The following is a 24,402-nucleotide window of genomic DNA, read 5'->3' on the forward strand; positions in this document are numbered from 1 at the left end:
CTGCCGCCAGCGTTCAATCTGAGCCATGATCAAACTCTTCAATTATAAATCGTTTGTGCATCTTGCGATGCTGCTCAATGAATTCTGTCGTGTTACCTACATAAGTAGATAACTACATAAAACGTACAATTTAATATAAATACTAAATTATACTTTTTTGTGTGACATCAACATAAGCTGTTTTACGTCTTTCTTATTACCTAAGTAATAAAACCGACTATGTAAAATCAATCTTAATGTGAATGTTCACACAAATTGCATGATAACTAATTTTTAAAGAAAGGCTTCTTTTTATAAAAGAAGCAAGAGGTTAATCGCATTCGTTAAACTCTTGTGCTGCAGGCCTTGCCTGAAGCGAGATGCGCATTCTACGCGCCTCAGTTTTGATGTCAACAACTTTTTGAAATTCTTTTTAAAAGATTTTAAAAGTTATCTTTTGTTTAATCGGCCAATTAAGCCTAACTAAACCTATCAAAACTATCACTTCGCTGTCCTTATTAAGTGAACTAAGTATTTCCTATACTTACCTTCTCTGGGTTTCCCTGAAGAAGTGGAGCGCATTTTAGAGATTTTTGAGGTGACGTCAACACTTATTTTGAAAAAACTTACCGTTTGCTGGATTTTCACACAGACCTTGGTTTTGTTGTGTTATTTATCAACACTTCGTGTATTTAAAGAGCTATTTATCAGTGATATATATGACTTGATATACGTTAACTGTTTTCTTATTTTTGCTTTTTACGTTATTTTTATGGTTCTTTGTTAAAATAAACAAAATTAAAATTGGAAAATCTACTTAATATGAATACGATTAACATTAGATCCTTTAAAAACATCTCCCCTACTTTTGGTAAAAACACTTATATTGATACTTCCGCGGTTCTTATTGGTGATATATCAATTGGTGACGAAGTGAGTATTTGGCCATTAGTTGCTATAAGAGGTGATGTAAATTCTATTTCTATTGGTAATAGATCAAACGTACAAGACGGTTCTGTATTACATGTAACTCATAAAAATTCGAATAATCCTAATGGCTACCCTTTAATTATCGGTGAAGATGTAACTATTGGCCATAAGTGCATGTTACATGGCTGTACTGTTGGAAATCGTATATTGGTAGGTATGGGCGCTATTATAATGGATGGGGTTGTAGTTGAAGATGATGTATTTATAGGTGCTGGAACTTTAGTACCTCCAAACAAAATATTAAAGAGTGGTTATTTATATGTTGGTAATCCCATGAAACAAGCACGTAAACTTAAAGACTCTGAGTTTCAATTCCTTAAAAAATCTGCTGAAAACTATGTTCGCTTTAAAAATGAATACTTAGATGAAGAAGTATAGGAAGTAATTCGCCACCTTCTGTATAGACCCGTTTCCAATAAAGGTGCATATTTCAGAGCATATGATTGGTAACGGGTATACATATTATTTAATCGTAATTTCTACTGTATTATTATTTGGCTCGTTTTCTTCGAACCATTCCTCTATTACATATTCCCAATCAAATTTAATAGCTTGCGTTAGCTCATTAGATGAAACACTGCTATTAATTATAATAATGACTTTTTCTCCAGACAACATGGCTGAACATTGCCAATACTGTTTGTTGTGATTAAATTCATAATCGTCATTAATAATAATAGCTTGATTCATTTACTGACTTAACTCTTTACGTAATTCGTTTAATACCTTGCTAGTTTCTGGACGAACACCACGCCAAAGGTAAAAGCTTTCAGCAGCTTGCCCTACTAACATCCCTAAACCATCAATTATCTGTTTAGCGTTCTGCTTAGTAGCCATTTGAAGAAAGGGGGTTAAGCTTTTACCGTAAGTCATATCGTAACATGCAGTATTATTAGATATAAGAGTTTCTGAAATAGGTACACCATTACCTGATAATCCTGCTGATGTAGCATTAATAATAAGATCGAATTCTTGTTTATTAGCATCTTCAAACGACATGGCTGTTATAGGTTGGTTAGCATATTGCTGCGCGATTGTTTCTGCTTTAGATACTGTTCTGTTAGCAATTGTTAAATGTTTAGGTTTTTGATTGAGTAAAGGCAAGACAACACCTTTTGAAGCACCACCAGCTCCTAAGAGTAAAATACGACTATTTTCTAGCTCAACGTTGTGAGATAAAAGATCATTCACTAATCCAACACCATCGGTAGTATCACCATAAATTTTGTCATTTTTGAAGGTTAGTGTATTTACTGCACCAGAAAATTGAGCGTGTTCAGATAATTCATCACACATTGCCATAGCTTCCTCTTTAAAAGGTGCAGTAACATTGGCCCCTTTACCTCCTTCTTTAATAAAGAGCTTAACCGTTTGTTCAAACTCGCCTAATTCTGCTAACTGACTTTTATATTCAATGTTTTGATTTGTTTCTTTTGCAAATGCAGTATGAATAAAAGGGGATTTAGATTGTTTTATTGGGTTACCGTAAACGAGATAGTGATCCATAATTAATTCTATTTAACGCTGTTTTTTTTAGCTTAAATCAGAATCAACAAAAAAGCATCGACTTATCGATGCTTTTTTAGATGAAATTGTTTTATTAAAAGTGTGTAGTTAAAATTTATACCCTAGCATTATAGAATAAACCATAGGATCTACATCTATGGTTGCCTTGCCTATGCTTTCGCCACCAACATCAAAAGTCGCATCGGTAGATATATCAATATAACGAGCCGAAGCATTAATATGGAAGTTATCATTAATTAAGTAATCAACACCTAACTGATATGAAAGACCGAAAGATCCATCTAGTTCTAAATTACTTAAACCTAAACTTTTTGGTGCATCTTCAAATTTCTCATCAAAAAATATGGTGTAGTTAATTCCCAGGCCAACATAAGGCTTAAAAACTGATTGGTTTTCAATATAATAAAGTACGCTAATGGTCGGTGGCAATTGTGTAACTTCACCTAACTTTGCTCCATCAACATTAAGTACAGCGTTTTTATCATGAATAGTTACATCATGTGTGAAAGGGGTTGCAGCTAAAACCTCTATCGCGATATTGGTACTATAGAAGTATAAAAAATTTAAACCTAACTGAGAATTATCATCAACCGTTAAAGTCATTGATGAATCAGTATTATTGAGAAAAATGGAGGTATGATCACTGCTTGCGTTTACATTCGTGATACCACCACGTACAACAATATCACCCGATTGATAATCAGCAGCAAATGTAGATGTGGATAATATAGTACAAAGTGTTAGTGTTAAAATATTTTTTTTCATGATGATTCCCTTTAAGTTATTGCCGATATTTTAAAGAGGATCATTAAACAAAAATTTGATTTAGCTCAATTTGTTCTATTCATATAGCTCAAGGAACAAATTAAAGAATTGAATTCTGATCTAAATCAACTTAGCACAAAATACTGATAGACTTTATAACCCCAAACCATCAAGAAAAATAAAATCGCAACAAATACTGCAGCGGAAGCAATATCTTTTGCACGACCGCTGAGCTCATGATGCTCTAACCCAACCCTATCAACAACAGCTTCTATCGCAGAATTAAGGAGTTCAGTTACCAAAACAAAAACAAGAGAAAACACTAGTAAAAATAATTCAACAAAACTTGCACTGATCAACCAAGCGATCGGCGATAATATTAAAAATAGAAAAACTTCTTGTCTAAAAGCGATTTCATTTTTATAGGCTAAGAACAATCCCGCAATACTATTTTTAATTGCAGGTAAAATTCTTTCAATATGACCTGATTTATTTTTACCTGACATGAAACGCCCTATGCCTATTTATCTCGGTGTATAACTATACCCAGTTTCTAGGAACTAAGTACTGACTTAACTTATGTTCTTCAGAACTTTCGTCAACTTGAAAATTGTATTCCCATCTCGCCAGAGGTGGCATCGACATTAAAATAGATTCTGTTCTACCGCCAGACTGCAAACCAAAAAGAGTTCCGCGATCAAAAACTAAATTAAATTCTACATAACGACCACGACGATATAATTGGAATTGACGTTGGCGCTCACCGTATTCTTTATTTTTACGTTTTTCTATTATAGGTATATAAGCATCGATGAATCCTGATCCCACAGCTTTTATATAATTTAAACAAGTTTCGAAACCCCACTCATTTAAATCATCAAAAAATAAACCGCCAACCCCTCGTGTTTCATCACGATGCTTTAAGTAAAAGTAGTCATCGCACCATGCTTTATGCTGCTGATAAACAGAATCACCGAAAGGCTGACACAGTGTTTTAGCGGTTTGATGCCAATGAACAATATCTTCTTCAAACGGATAAAAGGGAGTTAAATCGAATCCTCCACCAAACCACCATACAGGCTCTTCACCTTCCTTTTCTGCAATAAAAAAGCGAACATTAGCATGTGATGTAGGAATATAAGGATTTTTGGGATGTATAACTAAAGATACACCACAGGCTTTCCAAGTTCGTCCAGCGAGTTCCGGTCGATGAGCGCTTGCTGATGGTGGAAGTTTATCACCTGAAACTAAAGAGAAGTTAACTCCTCCTTGCTCAACAACGCCTCCGTTAGTTAGAACTCGTGTACGTCCGCCACCACCTTCAGGGCGAACCCAATTATCTTCAACGAATTTAGCTTGGCCGTCGGCATGTTCTATCGCAGCACAAATTTGGTCTTGTAAACCTTTTAAAAATTCAACAACAGTTTCTATATTTACAGCACTCATGTGCGAAAAACCTCTCCAGTTAAACCATCAATAATTTTTGATGGTTGCATATAACCTAACGTTTCACCTTTTATTAAGTGATCAATCATCTGAGTTAATGTGGGATCTAATGTTTGCCATGTTCTGGCTGGCTCTAGCCCTGATAAATTAGCACTTGTTGAAACGATAGGTTTTTTGGTTTGTGAACACAATGAAACAACATCAGGCTGATCGGTAACTCTCACTGCAATAGTAGAAAAGTCGCCTGTTAAGTATGAAGAGACACTAGCCTGAGCAGGCAATACTTGAGTAACACCGTTTGGCCAACGACTTAATATTAAGTCAATTTGTGTATTAGTCAGCTTAGAAAGATCAATGTATGGCGTTAATTGTTCAAAACTACCCGCAAGTAAAATAAGCCCTTTGGCTTTATCTCTATTTTTGATTTGTAATAATTTTTCAATTGCCGTTTGATTATCAGGATCACAACCAAGACCAAATACGGCTTCAGTTGGATAAGCAATAACGCCACCTTGTTGAAAAATTTCAATTGCTGTAAACATTAGACCGTATTTTATTATCAATAATTTAAATTAGACATATCACGACGACTTACTACTAAAATAAAAAAGCGCTAAACGCGCTTTATATTTAACCAGCTATATTAGAGTGTACTCACGTATTCGTTTACATCAGGAAAATCAGCATTAGGTAACATTGTTGATAATTGAGTTAACCGACTAATTAATTCAGTTCGAGTTGAACCACACACATTGATGTGTCCCATTTTTCGCCCCGCCCTTTTACCTTTACCGTACCAATGAAGTGTTACACTAGGTATTTCAAGAATACTATGTGGAACGCTATCTGTACCGAGTATATTTATCATAGCTGTAGGTCTAACTAACTCGGTAGAACCTAAAGGCAATTGACAAACAGCTCTTATATGGTTCTCAAACTGACAAGTATCAGCACCTTGTTGAGTCCAGTGTCCAGAGTTATGCACACGTGGAGCAATTTCATTTACTAATAAAGAATCTCCCACTTGGAAAAACTCTATAGCAAGTACACCTACATAGTCTAAAGCATTGGCGATTTTATCAAAGGCTTCAGTTGCTTGAGCTTGCAAATTTTGATGCTCGTTAATGGCTAACGAAACACTTAATACACCTTTACTATGATGATTTTCAGTAAGAGGATACGCTAAGGTTTGTCCTGTTTTACTACGAACACCCACCATAGAAACTTCACGGTCAAAAGGCACCATTTGTTCAACAACAATAGCTTGTGGCCGACCACTGGTATCACCTTCAATAAATGATTTAATCTCTTGCCAAATAGCTTCTGCTTCAGATTTATCTTTTAAGCGCCATTGCCCTTTACCGTCGTATCCTGCTAGCGCACTTTTCATAATAAGGGGTAAAGTTAGCGACTCTATGGCTTCATCAAATTCAAACTTATTCGCTATAATTTTATGCTTAGCATTGGCAACGCCAGCTTGTGCAAGTAAAGTTTTTTCTAACCTTCTATCACCACCGGTTTTAATAGCTTGGCTACTAGGAAATAACTTTCCTGATTGTTCACAAGCTGCAAGTACATCATGAGCGATATGTTCAAACTCAGCGGTAATTGCATCAGCATCTAAAATTCCTTGGGCTAAATCACCATAATCTACACTCAGTGATAAAGGGTCAACAACGCGTTCGCTACCAACATCGTAAGCTCTAACATTAATATTTAGAGGTTTACTTGCTAATGCCATCATTCTGGCTAACTGGCCTGCGCCTAATACTAAAACATTCATTTAAATAACCTATTCCGCAGGGTTTGGGTTATCGAGAATATTTTGGGTTTGTTCTTTTCTAAACTTTTCAATCGCTGCCATTACGGTTTCGTCATGAGTACCGATAATTTGTGCCGCTAATAAGCCAGCATTCGCAGCGCCAGCATTACCAATAGCTAAAGTCCCTACCGCAATACCTTTAGGCATTTGCACGATAGATAATAAAGAATCTTGACCACTTAAAGCTTTTGATTGCACAGGAACACCTAAAACAGGCAAACTTGTGAACGCTGCAGCCATACCCGGTAAATGAGCTGCACCACCAGCGCCAGCAACAATAACTTTAATACCGCGCTCTTTAGCACTTTCTGCATATTCAGCAAGTAAGTGAGGGGTTCTGTGAGCTGATACTACTTTAGTTTCATATGGAACATTAAGAAGATCTAGCATATCTGCTGCATGTTTCATTGTCGGCCAATCCGACTTAGAACCCATGATAATACCTACTTTCATGATCAAACGCCTTTAAATTATATTAAGTTAAATTTTAAAATGTCTCGTATCGAGACGTTAACAGTCGAACATTATAACCTTGTTCGAAATAGATAAAAACTCAAGTCGCTATCAATCTTTGTACTTTAATAGTTAAACTTGGTCTTAATAATGGTTAAGCACGTTATATAACCTTCCGCTTAAAGCTACACTTCTTTTGCGGGCACATAACGATGTCGCCACTTGCCATTTTACGAGAAACTAAAATTGCCCAATGACATTCAGGACACGATTCATTAATAGGTTGATAGTTTATAACGTATTTACATGATGGATACTGATCACACGAATAAAAGGTTTTCCCGTAACGATTGGTTTTTTCGAATAATTTACCTTTGGCGCAATTCGGACAATGCACATCCATATCGTCATTTTGATTGGTATCTTCGATATGCTCGCATTCGGGGAAATTAGTACAACCAATAAACATACCATAACGGCCTTGCTTAACAGCTAACGTGCTATCACATAGTGGGCAGTGAGTTCCTGCTAATAAGGTATCTTCTACTTTTTCGTGCTCAACAACGGGACGTGTATATTCACAATTAGGATAATTGTTACATCCCAAAAAAGAGCCAGACTTACCATGTTTGATTGATAACTCAGCACCACAAGTAGGGCAAGTTTCATACGCTTTTTCTAACGCATGTTCATGATGTTTAAAAATTGAATCTTCAGATTTAGACATAAAACGCACCTGTTTCATACGAACTAAGTCATAGTTTTAGTTCAAGTTGCGCATTATGCCATAAAATTGAGGTGATTAACTAACCAAAGATAGCTAATGAAGTGGCCCTTCTTGCTCATCAAATATAAGGTCTTCCATTTGTGAGTATGCAGTTTCTTTACCAGGCACATTAAAAAGCACCATTAAAACCACCCATTTAAGATCGTCAATTGAGAAAAACTGAGTATCTAACTCCATAACACGGTCAATAACCATTTCACGCGTGGTAAAGTCTAATACATTAACTTGCTCAAGAAACATTAAGAACCCTCGAGACTCTACATCTAATAATTGCATTTCTTCACATGTGTAAACACGTGTAGATTTACTCGCAATACGTGTTAAGTAGGGATAGGCATCGCTGTCTTGAAGTGCTGCAAGTTTTTCTAACCAAGTAAGCGCTTTATATATTTCATCTTGATGAAAACCAGCTCGCGTTAATTCATCAGTTAAAACATCATGGTCAACCATAACTTCGGCTTCACTATGAATATAATTTTCAAATAAATACATTAAGATATCAAACATAACTAACCCCTTAATAAACACTTATATAACAAACTAACGATAAATTTTACTTATTAAATTCTCAGGTAACCACCTGGAACAGCTGACACTAAACCTTTCAGCTCTAATATTGTTAACTGTGTTAATACTACATCTATGGGTAGCTTACTCCTAGATACCACGACATCAATAGGAGTAATTTCATATCCCACATTATCTAACAATGAATCGTTAAACAAGTCCTCTTGATGATTTTTTTTCTCTTGTAGATTAGACTGAAGCGCTTCTTGCTCACTCTTTAAATTTAAGTGTAGACCAGTTTTTAACGGAATATTAAGATCTTCAATAATATCATTACATTCCTCAACTAACTTTGCTCCTTGTTTAATCAACCAATGACAACCTTTACCCTGTGGATTTTTTATTGAACTAGGAATAGCAAACACTTCCCGGTTTTGCTCAACAGCACAGCGTGCAGTAATTAATGAGCCACTTTTGATCGTCGCTTCAACGACCAAAACCCCATAGCTCATACCACTGATAATCCGATTTCTTTTAGGAAAAAAGCCAGCTTTAGGCACTGTACCAGGAACAAATTCACTAACAATAAGACCATCGCTATTCACTATGTCGTGAGCTAATTTTTTATGTCTACTTGGGTAAACGCGATCTAAACCTGTAGCAACTACAGCGATTGTTTTACCATTATTAAAAAGTGCTCCTTTATGTGCCTCGGCATCTATGCCTAAAGCCAGACCACTGGTAATAACAATACTTTTTTTAACTAAATCTCCAGCAAAAACAAAAGCATTTTCTCGTCCAAAAGGTGTAGCTCCCCTGCTACCAACAATAGCAATTTGAGGTTCTAACAGAAGCTGTTTATTACCTTGAGTAAATAAAACTAGCGGAGGATCATATATCTGCTTAAGCCTTTCTGGGTACTCTTCATCATCAAAACAAACGATATCACTGCCACATAGCTTACTATCGGTTATAACTTTATTAATCTTATCCCAATCTGGATGAGTAATAGCAGACTGTTGTTTCTCTGTTAAATGAAGTGAAGGTATCGATGTTACAGATGAAAAAAGCTTCATCAGTCCAATCTCTTGAACTAAACGAAGCTTTTTATGAATGGCTAGCCGAGGTATAAACTTTAACGCTAGCCAATAATGTGCATTAGATTTTTTTGTAGTTGATGTAACTTCAGTAGCCATATATCTTCTCCTTAAGATCAGGCTGTTTGCATTATTATTTTATGGTGCAGTTACTATATCAGACAACCTCAAAGGTTTAGATGTACGTAAGATTAATGCCATACTCACTTTATCGTAAATTTTAAAGACCATCATATTGCCTACAGGTTCAACGGGCATATTATATTCACCTTCTGCTGATGATAGTAAATTCCACCGTGAACTATCTTTTTTATACATAGGCCCTTTACCCGTTTCAATAACTGCAGGACTTTGTCTTCTAACAGACAATACATCACCCAATTGAACATCGTCTCGCTTGCCCCGGTTGATCATAACTACTTCAAGCTTACCAAACTCACGAGCATCAGATGATGCTTTTACAATTGAGCCTGTTAATGTTGTTTTAGCCGCTTGCATAGTAAAGAACGATGGTAACATTTGCCCTTCATTAATTGGGGCAACAAAATCACCAGAATGTATTTCGCGCTTAGCGCTATCAACATAAAGAGTAGATGGTTCTTTCTTACTTATATCACCTGTTCTAATTGCTTTTGATGTACCAACTAAACGTGCGTAGTATCCTAAACTCTCAAAGGTTTCAGGGTCAAAAACTTCATCGCCTTTTTCATAAATAGCATAGCTCTTGCCTACATCTAAATCACCATTAACATAAACATTAAACCCTTCGATACTTGATTTAAAACCTTCGTTACTCCCTAGAATATAAGGTAACTTTTCATATTCTTCTTCTGAAAAAAGAGCATCATACTTAATGTAAGGAGCAATAATATTTAAAGGAATAGTATTTACAGGAGAATGATCTTTTAACGTGGTTCTAACTTTAGGAGACCACTTTAATTGAGGTTTACCCCCCCCCTCTCTTACTAACATAGGGTTGCCGTCTTTATCATACACTAGGCGTAAAACATCACCTGGGTAGATAAGGTGTGGATTACTGATGTCTGGATTAATTCGCCATAACTTAGGCCACAACCAAGGCTGCTTTAAAAAAACACCTGAAATATCCCAAAGCGTATCACCTTTTACTACGGTATAAGATTTAGGGGCATTCTTATTTAACGTTAATTCATCCGCTAATAAGCTCATAGGTAAAAGTAAGCTAATTATTATTAATAAGACCTTTTTTTGCATGCTAGTCTTCCTATTCTTAAGCATTTATCCTAAACCACTATTATTAATTAAAATTAGTAGTTAAAATTGAAACATAACATTCTATGCGAAATTTCGCGAACCCTTTTGGAAAATTATGGCTATTTTATCTGTTTTACGCTTTCCAGACGAAAGACTAAGAACAAAAGCAACACAAGTTACTGAAGTTAACGACAATATTAAAAGCATTGTTGATGATATGTTTGAAACCATGTACGACGAAAACGGTGTCGGTCTAGCAGCAACTCAAGTTGATATACACCAACAGATCGTTGTAATGGATGTCTCTGAAAATAAAGAAAATCCGCTTGTCTTCATAAATCCTGAAATTATCGCGAAAAGTGAAGAGACTTTAATTAATGAAGAAGGCTGTTTATCTGTGCCTGGTCATTATGCAAAAGTTGATAGACACACAAAAGTAACAGTAAAAGCGCTTGATGTTAATGGTAAAGAATTTACCTTAGACGGCGAAGAATTATTAGCGATTTGTATTCAACATGAACTTGACCATTTAAAAGGCGTTTTATTTGTTGATTATCTTTCACCGCTCAAGCGCCAGCGTATAAAAAAGAAACTTGAAAAAGAAGCGCGTTTGAATAACGCCAACTAACACTACATTTAGGAAGTCAATTGTCTAAAGCTCTTAATATCATATTTGCAGGTACACCTGATTTTGCTGCACAACATCTAAAAGCATTAATCGATTCAGAACACAATGTCGTTGCTGTTTATTGCCCTCCTGATAAACCAGCAGGTCGTGGTAAAAAAATGATGGCATGTGCTACCAAGCTGTTAGCCTTAGAGCATAACTTACCCGTAGAACAACCAATTAACTTTAAAGACACTGTAGATCAACAACATTTAGCCACTTATAACGCTGACATTATGGTTGTTGTTGCTTACGGACTCCTCCTCCCTGAAGTGATATTAGAAACACCACGCTTAGGCTGTATTAATGTACACGGCTCAATTTTGCCTAAATGGCGTGGCGCAGCACCTATTCAACGATCACTTGAAGCTGGCGACAGTAAAACGGGTGTCACCATTATGCAAATGGATAAAGGTCTTGATACTGGTGATATGATATCTACAGCGACTTGCGAAATTACCACTAAAGATACTAGTGCAAGTTTATATGAAAAACTAGCTATCGCAGGCCCTAAAGCATTAACCGATGCATTAACACTGATGAGCACATCTGCTTATACACGCGAACCACAAAATCACGAACTATCAACGTATGCAGCTAAATTAGACAAAGCCGAAGCTGAGTTAAACTGGAACGAAAACGCTTTAGTACTACACCGCAAAATTAGAGCTTATATTCCATGGCCTGTTGCACAATTTACTTATATTGAAAGCAAGTCAAAAAAAGAACATCGTATTCGTATTTGGCAAGCAAGTATTATTGAAACACAGTCAAATGCAACAGCAGGCACTATTATGTCTGTAGATAAAAATGGAATTTTAGTAGCAACAGGCACAGCTGACCAAGCCATACAATTAGAAACACTTCAAATTCCTGGCAAGAAAGCCCTACCTGTTAGCGATATTATTAATGCTAGAGCAGATTGGTTTGTTGTAGGACAACCTATTACAGGTATAGCCTCTATAAACCAAGGAGCACAATAATGGCTAATAATAAGCCGACTAACATTAGAGCGCTTGCTGCTAAATGTACTTATGCTGTAATAGATCAAGGAAGAAGTTTAGGTGACGAACTCCCTAAACAAATGGCTAAAATTGATCTTAAAAATAAAGGCCTACTACAAGAGATTTGCTATGGCGTTTTACGCTACTTACCTGAATTAGAAAACGAAGTTCAACAATTAATAGAAAAACCATTAAAAGGAAAACAACGTGTATTTCATTTTTTGATGTTAGTAGGAATATATCAATTAAAATACATGCGCATTCCAGACCATGCTGCGGTAAGTGAAACGGTAGAAGCCGCAAACGCTCTAAAAAACAGACATTTAGGTGGTCTAGTTAACGGTGTTTTACGTAATTATCAACGAAAAGTCGAAAAGCAATTAACCAATACAACCCAAGCTGAATTACCAGATCCTATTAAATATAATCATCCCGGTTGGTTTATTAAAAAAATTCAAGCTGCCTACCCTGAACAATGGCAAAGTATTTTAATAGCTAACCAAGAACGACCGCCTATGTGGCTTAGGGTAAACCAACAGCATAACTCTATAGACAGCTACCTTGAACAACTCAATAACACAGATATTGCCTTTGAATACGTAGACCCAAAAAGCCAAGCCATTAAACTTAACCAAGCTGTTGGTGTAGAAAAGCTCCCTGGATTTGCGCAAGGTCACGTATCTATACAAGATGGCGCTGCACAACAAGCTGCAATACTCCTTGATTGCAAAGAAGCTGACAACGTACTTGATTGCTGCGCAGCTCCCGGCGGAAAAACCTGTCATATGCTAGAACGAGTACCTAACCTAGCAAATATGACAGCAATTGATATAGATGAAAACCGTCTTGTGCGAGTTAATGAAAACTTAGCGCGTTTACAGCTTAAAGCTAAAGTTATTACGGGTGATGCCGCCAGCAAAGATTGGTGGGATGGAAACCTTTACGACAAAATATTACTTGATGCACCATGTTCAGGTACAGGCGTTATTCGAAGACACCCTGATATAAAATGGCTTCGCAAAGCTAACGACATTGAAAAGTTAACAGAACTACAAGCACAAATACTAAAAAACATATGGTCATTACTCAAGCCAGGTGGTACTTTGCTGTATGCAACTTGTAGTATTTTACCTGAAGAGAATAACCTACAAGTTCAACGTTTTATTGAAAATAATAATGACGTAGAACATATTTCAATTACAGATAATGATGCTGATGTTGGTTGGCAAATATTGCCTAATGAGCATTCGATGGATGGTTTTTACTACGCTAAATTAGTCAAAAAAGAACAATAAAATGAAAATAGTTATTATTGGCGCAGGGCAAGTAGGTGGAACACTAGCTGAAAACTTAGTTAGAGAAGAAAACGAAATTACCCTTATTGATATCAACAATGAAACCTTGCTCGAACTACAAGACAAAATGGATCTTCAAGTGGTTCAAGGGCAAGGTTCTCATCCCGATGTTTTAATCAAAGCAGGTATCGAAGACGCTGATTTAGTTATTGCGGTAACAAGTGATGACGCAATTAATATGATTGCTTGTCAAATTTGTTATTCGTTATTTAGAACCAGTACCAAAATTGCTCGTATTCGCTCTTCTAAAATACTTAAATATCAAGATCAATTATTTCAAAACGAAAACATTCCTGTTGATCATATTATTGCACCTGAACAACTCGTAACCCGTGATATAGCACGTTTAATTGATTACCCTGGCGCTTTACAAGTATTAGAGTTTGCTGATGGAAAAGTCAGTTTAGTTGCTGTTAGAGCTTATTATGGTGGATTATTAGTAGGCCATGCTCTTTCTACCATTAAAGAACACATTCCTAATGTAGATACTCGTGTTGCTGCTATTTACCGAAACGGTAAACCGATCAGGCCTCTAGGCACCACAATCATTGAAGCCGATGATGAAGTATTTTTTATCGCAGCAAGTATTCATATTCGTGCGGTAATGAACGAACTTCAAAAGTTAGAACCCGCCTATAAACGTATTATGATTGCTGGTGGCGGTAACATAGGTTCTGGTTTAGCGCGTATATTAGAAAAAAACCATCAAGTAAAATTGATTGAGCGTTCGCCTGAACGTGCAGAATATTTAGCATCTGAATTAAATGATACCCTTGTATTTACTGGCGACTCTTCCGATCAAGAGCTACTGCTTGAAGAGCATATAGATCACTTTGATGTATTTATCGCAGTAACTAATGATGATGAAGCCAATATCATGTCTTCATTATTAGCTAAGCGCTTAGGCGTAAGAAAAGCTATGGTACTTATTCAGCGTGAAGCTTATGTAGACTTACTACACGGCAGTAATATTGATATTGCAATATCACCACAACACGCAACTATTTCAGCGTTATTAACTCATGTACGCCGTGGTAATATAGCTAATGTATATAGTTTACGAGGGGGGTCTGCTGAGGCAATTGAAATAGCGGCCCAAGGTGATGAAAAGTCATCTAAGGTTGTAGGTCGTACCGTTAAAACCTTAAAACTTCCTCCGGGTGTAAATATAGGAGCAATAGTAAGAGGAAACGAAGTTATTATTGCTCATTCGAAAACTAAAATTTTGTCTAACGACCAAGTTATTATATTTTTAGTTAATAAACGTTATATCTCTGAAGTAGAAGCTTTATTTCAACTTGATGCGCTTAGTTTTTACTAATAGCTAAACTTAAGATCGCCAGAATGCTGGCGTGAATAAAACAAGTAGAGTAAATATTTCAAGTCGCCCAAATAACATAGCAACTATAAGCACCCACTTACTAAAGTCACCAAGACTTGAAAAGTTAGTCGCCACCTCTCCCAATCCGGGACCTAAATTATTTAAACAAGCAGCAACCGCTGTAAACGCGGTAATGTTATCAACTCCCGAAGCAAGTAATAACAACATACACACAACAAATACAGCAGTATAAGCTGAAAAGAATCCCCAAATAGCTTGAACAACCTTATCTGGCAATGCTTTTTTACCTAATTTAATGGTAAAAATAGCTTTAGGGTGAACTAACTTATTAAGCTCTCTAAAGCCTTGTAAGTATAATAAAAGAATACGAACAACTTTCATTCCACCACCAGTACTACCAGCACAACCACCAATAAAGCTTGAAAATATAAGAAGCAAAGGTAATAAGGTTGGCCAGCCAGCAAATGAAACAGGTGTAACACCATCAACAATAGGCACCGATGTGGCAAAGCCCGCGGTGGTACTCATAGATACCGCATGAAATAACGCTTGATCTAAAGCCTGCCATTCATTGCTATATGTATTATGTGCCAATAACACAATAAAACAAATTGCCGTTAAAACAAATTGAATAGCAATAAAAACTTTAAACTCAGGATCATAAAAATAATTACGTAACGATTTACTGTGCAATACAGCAAAATGAAGCGCAAAGTTAACACCAGCAACTAATAAAAAGAATACACAAATAAAGTTAATTAGTGGACTACCAAAAGCCCCCATACTTGCATCATGCGTAGAAAAACCACCTATTGCGATGGTGGAAAACGCATGACAAATGGCGTCAAATGTTGACATCCCCGCCAGCCAATAACATAGCGAACAAAGAATGGTTAAAGAAAGATATATATACCATAAATGCTTGGCAGTATCGGCAATTCTTGGTGTCATTTTTGAATCTTTGACTGGCCCAGGAGTTTCAGCTCTATAAAGTTGCATACCACCAACGCCAAGCATAGGAAGAACAGCTACGGCTAACACAATAATCCCCATACCACCTAACCACTGTAATTGCTGGCGATACCACAACACAGCATGCGGTAAACCGTCTATTTTTGTTAAAATAGTGGCGCCTGTGGTAGTTAGTCCCGAAAAAGACTCAAAAAAGGCATCGGCAAAAGATAAATTAGGGGTTTCAAGCAATAATAAAGGAATGGCAGAGAAGCTAGCTAAAACGGTCCAAAAAAGTACAACAATTAAAAAACCCTCTCTGGGTCTTAAGTCACCTTTATACTCCCTATTGGGATACCAAGAAATAATACCGACAACTAAACAAAAGATAAAAGACATTAAAAAGGATAAACCACCACCATCTCTATATAACAAAGAGATTAATGCCGGTGGCAACATAGTCACACTAAGTATGGTAACAAGTAGCCCTAAAATTCGAATTATATTTTTGTATTGCACGTTTTGTTGTCGTTATTCTTAATGTTTTATTAATAAATTTAAGTAACTGACTCTACTTAACCTGAACTCGGCTTAACAAATGCTTATCTAGCAGCTATTTTCCTAATTTCTGCGTTATATTTACTTACAATAGACTTGCTATTGACGCCAAATTTGCATTGAATTAAGAAAAATTATTTTTTGTTATATTTCTATTTACTAAACACCTATTAAACCGAGATCAAGTTACTTAGTATCTTCAGTTGTATTCACTTTACGCAAGGTAATAGAACCCGATGAAATAATTTGTATTTGCTGTTCGGTTACTTCAAGGTTGTCTTCAGGCAATTTAACTAATAATTCAATATGCTCTAAAAACTCTTGCTCAACAACAATACCCTCTGACTTATCAATAACATGTAGTACGTCGTTTATTTGAGTATATTGACACGCTAGCGTTCTAGAAACCATAGGTATTTTAGTTTTACTCGTTAACAGGGTTAATGCTTGACGAACACTGGCACCATAAGCTCTTTGTAAACCACCAGTTCCTAACTTTGTACCACCAAAATAACGAACAACAACAGCACAAATCTCACCTACCCCATGTCCTTGTAGCGCAGACAGCATAGGTCTTCCTGCTGTGCCAGAAGGTTCTCCATCATCTGAAAAGCCATAGTGTTGACTACTATCGGCTCTTTCAGATAAATAAGCATAGCAATGATGGGATGCTTGAGGATGTTGTTGCTGAAGTTCTTTCAAAAATGTTTTTACCGTATCAATTGATGAACACGGCGTTAAATAACAAATAAACCGACTGCGGTTAACAACAACTTCCTCAATAACATTATTTTTGGCAACTAAATACGATTTTGACACAAGCTACAGTTCTAAGTCCCTAGTCATATTTTCGTTATGAAGTTGATGCACAATAATATTATCTTCAATTCTAATGCCGCCATACACTCGCATTTCTTCAACAGCACTCCAGTTAACCATTGATGAATGTTTAGAGGCCTTTAAATCCCCTAATAAAGAATCAATAAAATAAAGTCCAGGTTCAATAGTAAACACCTGATTAACTTCAATAACTCGCGATGTTCTTAAGAAGGGATGTTCATCAGGTGAAGCTACATGCGTACCTCGTTCATCAGCCATAAACCCACCAACATCATGAGTTTGTAGACCTAAATGATGACCTAATCCATGAGGAAAAAAGGTAGAAATAATGCCCGCTTCAAAAGCTTGTTCTGCGGTTACATTAATAAAACCAAACTCAGCTAAAACATTACCTATATCTTTATACGTTTGAATATGCAAATCAACATAGTTCACACCCGGTTTAAGACCATCTACGGCATTAAGCATTAAAGTATTCATACGAGTGATCAGTTCAGCAAATTTGTCACGTTTAAAAGAATAGGTACGAGTAATATCGGAGGCATAACCATTAAAACTAGCACCAGCATCTATTAGGAAAGATCGATGTGCTTGAGGTACCAATTTTTCTAATGCTGTATAGTGTAAAATTGAAGCATTTTTATTCAGAGCAACAATATTGCCGTAAGGTGTATCATTACATGTATGTTCTGTTGCTTTTAAATAAGCTTGTTGAATATCAAACTCTGACGCCCCCTCTAAGAATAAAGCTTTAGCGGCTTTATGCCCTTTTACAGCAATAGCATTTGAACAGCGCATACACTCTTGTTCATATTTTGTTTTATAGGCTCTATGATAATGAATATAATTTAATGGCGACTCTGGATTAATTGATTCAAAACCCAAAGCCTTTGCTACTTCAATATGTTCACCTATATAAGCAAAGCCTTTTTTATCGTAAGGCAATAACTTATCAACGTCAGTGGCATTTGTAATAATTTTTATATTGAAATGCTCGTTCCAATAATTATCTTCTAACACTTCCACTTTGTGCCAAAAATCTACAGGTTGATAATAAATAAGTGTTGGTTTGTCTTCACCATTCACAATTAACCATGAGTTAGGTAAATTAGTAAGTGGTAACCATACTTTAAAATGAGGGTTTACTTTAAAGGGATAACCATAGTCATCAAGAAAAACTTTGATCTCTTGTCCAGAATGAATAACCAACCCTTGGAGGTTATCTCTTTGTAATGCGCTTTTACTTCTTTTTTGTAGTTCAGCTATATGGGCAGGATAATGTTTTAGTAACTCATTCATTTTCATTTGATCAATTCCGTGAAACGTTTCCTATATTGTAACACTAGAATGAGACTCTATATTTATATTTACAGCTATTCAACGATAAGAATAGCTGTTTTATCCTAAATTTTATTTTTAACTAGGTCGGCAAATAAAGGTTCTTTTTTACCAATTTTATGCTGATAAATTTGTTGATATGCCATAACACTTTTTACATACTCACGCGTTTCTTTAAAAGGTATGGTTTCAATCCACATATCAATAGGCATTCCTTTCGCTTCTTTCGCCCACTTTTTAACTCTATGTGGTCCTGCATTGTATGATGCCGTTGCTAATACATTATTGCCTTTATATTGATCTGAGAGTATTTTTAAGTATTTAGTACCAAGCTTTATGTTATTTTTTGCATTGAGAAGATATTTAGTTGATACCCTTTTACGCTCTAACTGTTTAGCTGTTCCTAGCATTATTTGCATTAAGCCTTTTGCTCCAACACCTGAATTAGCGTCAGGCATAAACGAACTTTCTCTACGTGCAATAGCAAAAGCCCATGCAGGATCTATATTATTTTTCTTGGAATATTTGGTAATATTTTTGTGAAAAGCTAAAGGAAATCTTAAATCAACATCATTCAAATACCCTACTTTGGATAAAGTAAAAATAGCGCGGTCAAACCATTTTTCATCATAAGAAATTGTTGAAGCTATCAACTTGTCATGATCATTTAACTGAGATAACCAGTAATTCCATTCTTTTCTTGCATCACTATATTTACCAATATGAAACAACTCGAAGGCACGTTTAGCTGCGGAGTGCTGTAATAGCGTATTTTTTTCAATCTCTGTGGTTTTAATGGGTTCATCTTGCAAATTAAAAGGGATGTTTAAATAACCGGCGGCTAAAAATCCATAATAATGGCGTGTATTAGCTAACTGTTTTAATGCCGCGACGCCTTGCTCTTTATTATTGGTTTCTATCAAACTTCTACTGTGCCAGTACTGCCATTGTTTCGTCTGGTGCAAAGCTTTAGGAAAACTCTCTAACTCTCTTAAAATAAGTTCCCAGTTTTGCTTTCTCAATACGTCAGCAATTCTCCACTGTACAACACTCTCATTAAGAAAATCCTCATCAACCATATGTAGCCACTTTTGAGCTTTAGGATGATTTTTATTTGCTAAAGATAATGCAAAGCTTTGTGTTATCTCTTTTTGTTGTACGCTAGTTAACTTTAATTTAGTTTTTAACTTAGTAAAGATATCAATCGCTTTGTCAGGCTCTCGCCAAATAAGTCGCTTTACGCCATAAGTAAAAATTTCAGCTTCACGTTCGTTGAATTTTTTAAAGACATTACTACGAAGGATATAAGCAGGATTGCGTCTAACTTTATGCCATAAGCTACCTAAATATTTTTGAGAATTAGGTAGCAATGTTGTTAAATATGGTAATAGCGTGTGTTCACCACCATCTGCTGCTTTACCTATACGTTCCCAAATAATGCTTTCAGTTCTATAACCAGCCTTTTGCCATTTTTTAAATAAGGGATCGCAAATCTTAGGTTGCGATTTACCTACCGTCCAAAGTTTGGTTACTTTAGGGAGAATAGTTTTTTCAGCAACGCCTTTTTTTAAGCTATAACGATAATACGCACAATTTAATGTTGCACTGCTTGATGATTTATAATGATATAAAAATAAACTTTCCTGTTTATTATCAATTAAATATTCTAACCATTTTTTTCTTAACGGCCAATCAAGTGGAGTACCTTGGTATTTATCTAGAAACGTTGTTATTTCTTTACCATCAGTAATGCTTATTTTATGCATTAAGCGCTGTTGATCTAAATATGGCTGTAATGGGTAATAATGTAATTGTTGATACAGCTTTTTAAATTCATCAGGTTTAGATAACCATATTTGTTTTTCTGCATCTAAATACATTTTACGAAAAGCGGTATTTTCAACAGCGTTAACTATAAAACTCGATAAAAGAATAAAAACGAATAAAACATTTTTTAAAAACAACTTGGCCCAAGCCTTAAAAAGTAAAGAGATAAACTAACTATAGATTATTCATGCGACGCTTTATAAATCAAGGTTAAATAATTATTTTTAATGGTTTTTTGTAACTAAATAACCGAACTCAATAACCTTATATAGATTTTATGTCACTTTTTTGATTTCTCCTCTTTTATATCTCTATCTAAACGTAAATATTTTTATTTTATAAAGTTGATTAATGGTTGATTAAAATAACGCTAAGTTTAAAATTAGCCGACTTTTACCCTACTTTAGAGTGTTAGATGACTGAACAAACAAACCAGTTATTTGAAAAAGCTAATCACCAATTAGATACAATTGGTTTACGATGCCCAGAGCCTGTGATGATGATTAGAAAAAAAATAAGACAGCTGGAAGTAGGTGAAACGTTATTGATCACCGCTGACGACCCTTCTACGACTCGGGATATTCCAAGTTTTTGCAGATTTATGGATCATGAATTGCTTAGTATGAAGGTTAATGACAAACCTTATTGTTATTTAATAAAAAAACAATAAGCATACAACTCAATATTTCAAAAACAAAAAAGGAAGCATAAAGCTTCCTTTTGAAATTATATACTTTAATTACGTAAGTTTATTGGAGTACTGAAATATCAGCTATTGCCAAAAAGCTATTACGAATATCGTTTAATAATGTTAAACGATTCACTTTCACGTTTTCATCATCAGCCATTACCATCACATTATCGAAGAAGGTATCAACAGGATCTCTTAATAAGGCTAATTCAGACAATGCAGCTTGGTATTCTTTAGCATCGGTTAATGGTTTAACTTTAGCACTTACTTGCTCAAAAATAGCTAACAAGTCTGTTTCTGCTGATTCACAAGCATAGTCGGCATTTACGCTAGTAAATAATTCACCTTCAAACTTAGCTAAAATATTACCAACACGTTTATTTGCTGCAGCAAGAGTTACTGCTTCAGGCAATTGTTTAAAGTGTGTTACCGCATGAATACGCTTATCAAAATCTAATGGCGCTGTTGGTGAATTATTTAATACTGCTTGAATTACATCTACACTAATATTTTGTTCTTGGTAATACGCTTTATAACGACCTAATACAAATTCAATGACTTGCTCAAGTGTATTATCATTTGTTAATTTTGCACCATAAAGTTCAATACTTTTAGTTAATAGATCCGCAATATCTAAGTTAAGCTGTTTTTCAATAATAATACGGATCAAACCTATAGCTGCTCGGCGTAGTGCAAATGGGTCTTTGTCGCCTTTAGGTTGTTGGTTAATACCAAAAATCCCAACTAAAGTATCAATTTTATCTGCTATTGCTACAGTACAGCCGATATTACCTTCAGGTAATGTATCACCTGAAAACCTAGGTTTATATTGATCTTCTAATGCTTGAGCAACAGCATCATTTTCACCGTCATGCTGTGCATAGTATTTTCCCATAGTACCTTGTACCTGTGGGAATTCTAATACCATTTCAGACATTAAGTCTGTTTTACTGAGTAATCCAGCTCTATTCGCATCAGTAGTATTTTCGCCAAGCTTACTTGCCACAAACTCACTTAACGCTGCAATACGTTCTGATTTAGCTTTAAGCGTACCTAATTGCTTTTGAAACAATACCGATTCTAAACTAGCCAACCTACTTTCAAGCGTTTGTTTTTTATCAGTTTTAAAAAAGAACTCTGCATCAGCTAAACGTGGTCGAATAACTTTCTCATTACCAAATATGACTTGATTTGGATCTTTACTTTCAATGTTGGTAATAAAGATAAACTGATTTAATAATTTTCCATCTTTACCATTTACAGGAAAATATTTTTGATGGTCTTTCATTGAATAAATTAAAGGCTCAGGTGGAACATTTAAAAAATCTTCATCAAAACTTCCCACTAAAGCAACAGGCCACTCAACCAAAGCTGTTACTTCATCAATCAGGTCGTCGTCTAAAAGTGGTACACCGTTGATCTCCTCAGCCACTACTTTTATTTGCTCTAAAAGAAGTTGCTGACGTTTATCATAATCAACCATAACATAAGCACTGTGCATCAGCGATTCATAGTTGTTAGCATGATCAATAGTCACTAAACCGTGATGGTGGAATCTATGTCCTGTAACAAGATTATTTGATGATACACCTAAGCTTTCACCTGCAATAATTTTTGAACCATAAAGCATAACTAAAGTATGAACAGGTCTGATAAATTGAGTTCTAGTACTCCCCCAACGCATTGGTTTAGGAATAGGCAGTTTGCTAATTGCTTGATTAACAAAAGCTGGAATTAATTCATCAACAGATTTACCTGCTTGAATAGCTTTATGTAGTAACCATTCACCTTTATCTGTTTTTAATCGTTCAGCTTGCTCAACGGTTATGCCATTTGAACGTGCCCAACCTTCAGCAGCTTTACTTGCTTTTCCAGCCTCATCAAAAGCAACATTAACTGCAGGGCCTCTTTTTTCAATTTCTTTATCTTCTTGCTTTTCATCCAAATCGATAACTTTAACCGCTAATCGTCTAGGAGTAGCAAACCATTTAATATCGCTATACGTTAAATTAGCACTATCTAATTGAGATTTAATTTGCTCAAAAAAAGTAATAGCCAGCGTTTTTAAACTCTTTGGTGGTAACTCTTCAGTACCTAATTCTATTAATAATGTTTCTTTAGACATATCGGTTACTCCTGCCCCACTTTAGATGTTTGATTTTTGCAAAGTGGAAAACCGAGTTCTTCACGTTTAGCATAATAAGATTCAGCACATGCTTTAGATAATGCTCTTACTCGTAATATATAACGCTGTCTTTCCGTCACAGAAATCGCATGACGAGCATCTAAAAGGTTAAATGCATGTGATGCTTTCATTACTTGCTCGTAAGCTGGTAATGGTAAATTAGCTTCATTTAAACGCTGGCTTTCTAGCTCACATTGATCGAATTGTTTAAATAGTGCATCTACATCTGCATGTTCAAAGTTATAAGTTGATTGTTCAACTTCGTTTTGATGAAAAATGTCACCATATAGTACTTTCCCCATCGGGCCATCAGTCCACACTAGGTCATAAATACTATCAACATTTTGTATGTACATAGCTAAACGCTCTAAACCATAAGTAATTTCACCAGTTACTGGTGCACACTCCAATCCACCTACTTGTTGAAAATAAGTAAATTGGGTAACTTCCATACCATTTAACCAAATTTCCCAACCTAGACCCCAAGCACCTAACGTTGGTGATTCCCAGTTATCTTCTACAAATCTAATATCATGTACTAACGGATCTATACCTAACTCTTTCAAAGAGTTTAAATATAACTCTTGGATATTTTTTGGCGATGGTTTCAACATTACTTGAAATTGATAGTAATGTTGAAGTCTATTAGGATTTTCACCATAGCGACCATCAGTAGGACGTCTACAAGGTTGCACATACGCGCTACTCATTGGCTCAGGACCAATAGCTCGTAAGAAAGTCATAGGATGGAAAGTTCCCGCTCCTACCTCTAGATCCAAAGGCTGAATAATTACGCAGCCTTGTCTTGCCCAATAATCTTGTAACTGTAAGATTAAACCTTGAAATGTTTTTATATTAAACGTACTCATGAATATCCAGTTTTCAATAGGGTTATAAGTTTATATTTTGTTAGCAATTATACGCATTGTGCTTTTGTTAGCCTAGCCATGTAGCACATATTTATTAATTATTTTTATTCTTTAATTTATTAGTGTTGAAATCAACACCCGGACATCAATATTTATATATAAAAATTAA

24 protein-coding genes are annotated in these 24,402 nt (G+C 35.6%); 6 read left to right on the forward strand and 18 right to left on the reverse strand.

Annotated features, from left to right (window positions below):
- The first annotated feature begins 801 nt into the window (after positions 1-801).
- A complete protein-coding gene (locus B0X80_RS08945) occupies positions 802-1,347 on the forward strand; it encodes a gamma carbonic anhydrase family protein (RefSeq protein ID WP_077339608.1) in 546 nt (181 codons plus the stop codon).
- 84 nt (positions 1,348-1,431) lie between these two features.
- Here B0X80_RS08945 and B0X80_RS08950 read toward each other — a convergent pair whose 3' ends face one another.
- The 12 genes from B0X80_RS08950 to B0X80_RS09005 all read right to left on the reverse strand — a co-directional run bounded on the left by B0X80_RS08950 (position 1,432) and on the right by B0X80_RS09005 (position 10,606).
- Entirely contained in the window at positions 1,432-1,659 is a 228-nt protein-coding gene (locus B0X80_RS08950; protein WP_077339610.1) for a hypothetical protein, read from the reverse strand.
- Positions 1,660-2,475 (reverse strand): shikimate dehydrogenase, encoded by an 816-nt coding sequence (aroE, locus tag B0X80_RS08955; RefSeq protein WP_077339612.1) that lies wholly within the window; start codon positions 2,473-2,475, stop codon positions 1,660-1,662.
- Positions 2,476-2,583: 108 nt separating this feature from the next.
- On the reverse strand, positions 2,584-3,261 hold the full coding sequence (locus B0X80_RS08960) for an OmpW/AlkL family protein (RefSeq protein WP_077339614.1): 678 nt from the start codon (positions 3,259-3,261) through the stop codon (positions 2,584-2,586).
- Between the two features lie 125 nt (positions 3,262-3,386).
- Complete coding sequence (locus tag B0X80_RS08965; protein ID WP_077339616.1) at positions 3,387-3,767, reverse strand: diacylglycerol kinase; 381 nt, start codon at positions 3,765-3,767, stop codon at positions 3,387-3,389.
- A 34-nt stretch (positions 3,768-3,801) separates the two neighbouring features.
- Positions 3,802-4,707, reverse strand: a complete 906-nt coding sequence (gene hemF / locus B0X80_RS08970; protein ID WP_077339618.1) for an oxygen-dependent coproporphyrinogen oxidase — start codon at positions 4,705-4,707, stop codon at positions 3,802-3,804.
- Positions 4,704-5,249, reverse strand: a complete 546-nt coding sequence (gene tsaC, locus B0X80_RS08975; protein ID WP_077339620.1) for an L-threonylcarbamoyladenylate synthase type 1 TsaC — start codon at positions 5,247-5,249, stop codon at positions 4,704-4,706. The genes hemF and tsaC overlap by 4 nt, the downstream gene beginning before the upstream one ends.
- A 101-nt stretch (positions 5,250-5,350) precedes the next feature.
- A complete protein-coding gene (locus B0X80_RS08980) occupies positions 5,351-6,490 on the reverse strand; it encodes a 5-(carboxyamino)imidazole ribonucleotide synthase (protein WP_077339622.1) in 1,140 nt (379 codons plus the stop codon).
- A gap of 9 nt (positions 6,491-6,499) precedes the next feature.
- On the reverse strand, positions 6,500-6,982 hold the full coding sequence (purE, locus tag B0X80_RS08985; RefSeq protein WP_077339624.1) for a 5-(carboxyamino)imidazole ribonucleotide mutase: 483 nt from the start codon (positions 6,980-6,982) through the stop codon (positions 6,500-6,502).
- A 163-nt stretch (positions 6,983-7,145) separates the two neighbouring features.
- Positions 7,146-7,709: a DNA topoisomerase family protein gene (locus B0X80_RS08990; RefSeq protein WP_077339626.1), complete on the reverse strand. Its 564-nt coding sequence runs from the start codon at positions 7,707-7,709 to the stop codon at positions 7,146-7,148.
- A 93-nt stretch (positions 7,710-7,802) separates the two neighbouring features.
- Positions 7,803-8,276: a DUF494 family protein gene (locus B0X80_RS08995; protein ID WP_077339628.1), complete on the reverse strand. Its 474-nt coding sequence runs from the start codon at positions 8,274-8,276 to the stop codon at positions 7,803-7,805.
- A gap of 53 nt (positions 8,277-8,329) precedes the next feature.
- Entirely contained in the window at positions 8,330-9,472 is a 1,143-nt protein-coding gene (gene dprA / locus B0X80_RS09000; RefSeq protein WP_077339630.1) for a DNA-processing protein DprA, read from the reverse strand.
- A gap of 39 nt (positions 9,473-9,511) precedes the next feature.
- Complete coding sequence (locus B0X80_RS09005; protein ID WP_077339632.1) at positions 9,512-10,606, reverse strand: LysM peptidoglycan-binding domain-containing protein; 1,095 nt, start codon at positions 10,604-10,606, stop codon at positions 9,512-9,514.
- 115 nt (positions 10,607-10,721) lie between these two features.
- Here B0X80_RS09005 and def point away from each other — a divergent pair, with 115 nt between their 5' ends.
- Genes def through trkA form a run of 4 tightly spaced genes read left to right on the forward strand, consistent with a single transcriptional unit; the run spans position 10,722 to position 14,953 of the window.
- Positions 10,722-11,234 carry a peptide deformylase gene (def, locus tag B0X80_RS09010; RefSeq protein WP_076417383.1) on the forward strand — a complete coding sequence of 171 codons (513 nt, stop codon included), beginning with the start codon at positions 10,722-10,724 and terminating at the stop codon, positions 11,232-11,234.
- A gap of 20 nt (positions 11,235-11,254) precedes the next feature.
- Entirely contained in the window at positions 11,255-12,256 is a 1,002-nt protein-coding gene (gene fmt, locus B0X80_RS09015; RefSeq protein WP_077339634.1) for a methionyl-tRNA formyltransferase, read from the forward strand.
- The gene (gene rsmB / locus B0X80_RS09020) at positions 12,256-13,572 is read left to right on the forward strand and encodes a 16S rRNA (cytosine(967)-C(5))-methyltransferase RsmB (protein ID WP_077339636.1); all 1,317 of its coding nucleotides are present in this window, start codon (positions 12,256-12,258) and stop codon (positions 13,570-13,572) included. Before fmt ends, rsmB begins: the two co-directional genes overlap by 1 nt.
- 1 nt (position 13,573) lies before the next feature.
- A complete protein-coding gene (gene trkA / locus B0X80_RS09025; protein ID WP_077339638.1) occupies positions 13,574-14,953 on the forward strand; it encodes a Trk system potassium transporter TrkA in 1,380 nt (459 codons plus the stop codon).
- A gap of 9 nt (positions 14,954-14,962) precedes the next feature.
- On the opposite strand, the gene B0X80_RS09030 is transcribed toward trkA, so the two are convergent.
- The 4 genes from B0X80_RS09030 to B0X80_RS09045 all read right to left on the reverse strand — a co-directional run bounded on the left by B0X80_RS09030 (position 14,963) and on the right by B0X80_RS09045 (position 20,625).
- Positions 14,963-16,444: a TrkH family potassium uptake protein gene (locus B0X80_RS09030; RefSeq protein ID WP_077339640.1), complete on the reverse strand. Its 1,482-nt coding sequence runs from the start codon at positions 16,442-16,444 to the stop codon at positions 14,963-14,965.
- A gap of 225 nt (positions 16,445-16,669) precedes the next feature.
- Positions 16,670-17,302 carry a YigZ family protein gene (locus B0X80_RS09035; protein WP_077339642.1) on the reverse strand — a complete coding sequence of 211 codons (633 nt, stop codon included), beginning with the start codon at positions 17,300-17,302 and terminating at the stop codon, positions 16,670-16,672.
- Between the two features lie 3 nt (positions 17,303-17,305).
- A complete protein-coding gene (gene pepQ / locus B0X80_RS09040; RefSeq protein WP_077340130.1) occupies positions 17,306-18,622 on the reverse strand; it encodes a Xaa-Pro dipeptidase in 1,317 nt (438 codons plus the stop codon).
- A 104-nt stretch (positions 18,623-18,726) separates the two neighbouring features.
- On the reverse strand, positions 18,727-20,625 hold the full coding sequence (locus tag B0X80_RS09045; protein ID WP_089024859.1) for a lytic transglycosylase domain-containing protein: 1,899 nt from the start codon (positions 20,623-20,625) through the stop codon (positions 18,727-18,729).
- A 278-nt stretch (positions 20,626-20,903) separates the two neighbouring features.
- Between B0X80_RS09045 and tusA the strand changes: the two genes are divergently transcribed.
- Entirely contained in the window at positions 20,904-21,158 is a 255-nt protein-coding gene (tusA, locus tag B0X80_RS09050) for a sulfurtransferase TusA (protein WP_077339644.1), read from the forward strand.
- 79 nt (positions 21,159-21,237) lie between these two features.
- On the opposite strand, the gene glyS is transcribed toward tusA, so the two are convergent.
- Both glyS and glyQ read right to left on the reverse strand, forming a co-directional pair.
- Positions 21,238-23,304, reverse strand: coding sequence for a glycine--tRNA ligase subunit beta (glyS, locus tag B0X80_RS09055; protein WP_077339646.1), 2,067 nt, complete (start codon positions 23,302-23,304; stop codon positions 21,238-21,240).
- A gap of 5 nt (positions 23,305-23,309) precedes the next feature.
- On the reverse strand, positions 23,310-24,233 hold the full coding sequence (gene glyQ, locus B0X80_RS09060) for a glycine--tRNA ligase subunit alpha (RefSeq protein WP_077339648.1): 924 nt from the start codon (positions 24,231-24,233) through the stop codon (positions 23,310-23,312).
- Between the last annotated feature and the right edge of the window lie 169 nt (positions 24,234-24,402).

The sequence above is a fragment of the Pseudocolwellia agarivorans genome, assembly GCF_002000085.1.
In the GTDB taxonomy this organism is placed as follows: Bacteria; Pseudomonadota; Gammaproteobacteria; order Enterobacterales; family Alteromonadaceae; genus Pseudocolwellia; species Pseudocolwellia agarivorans.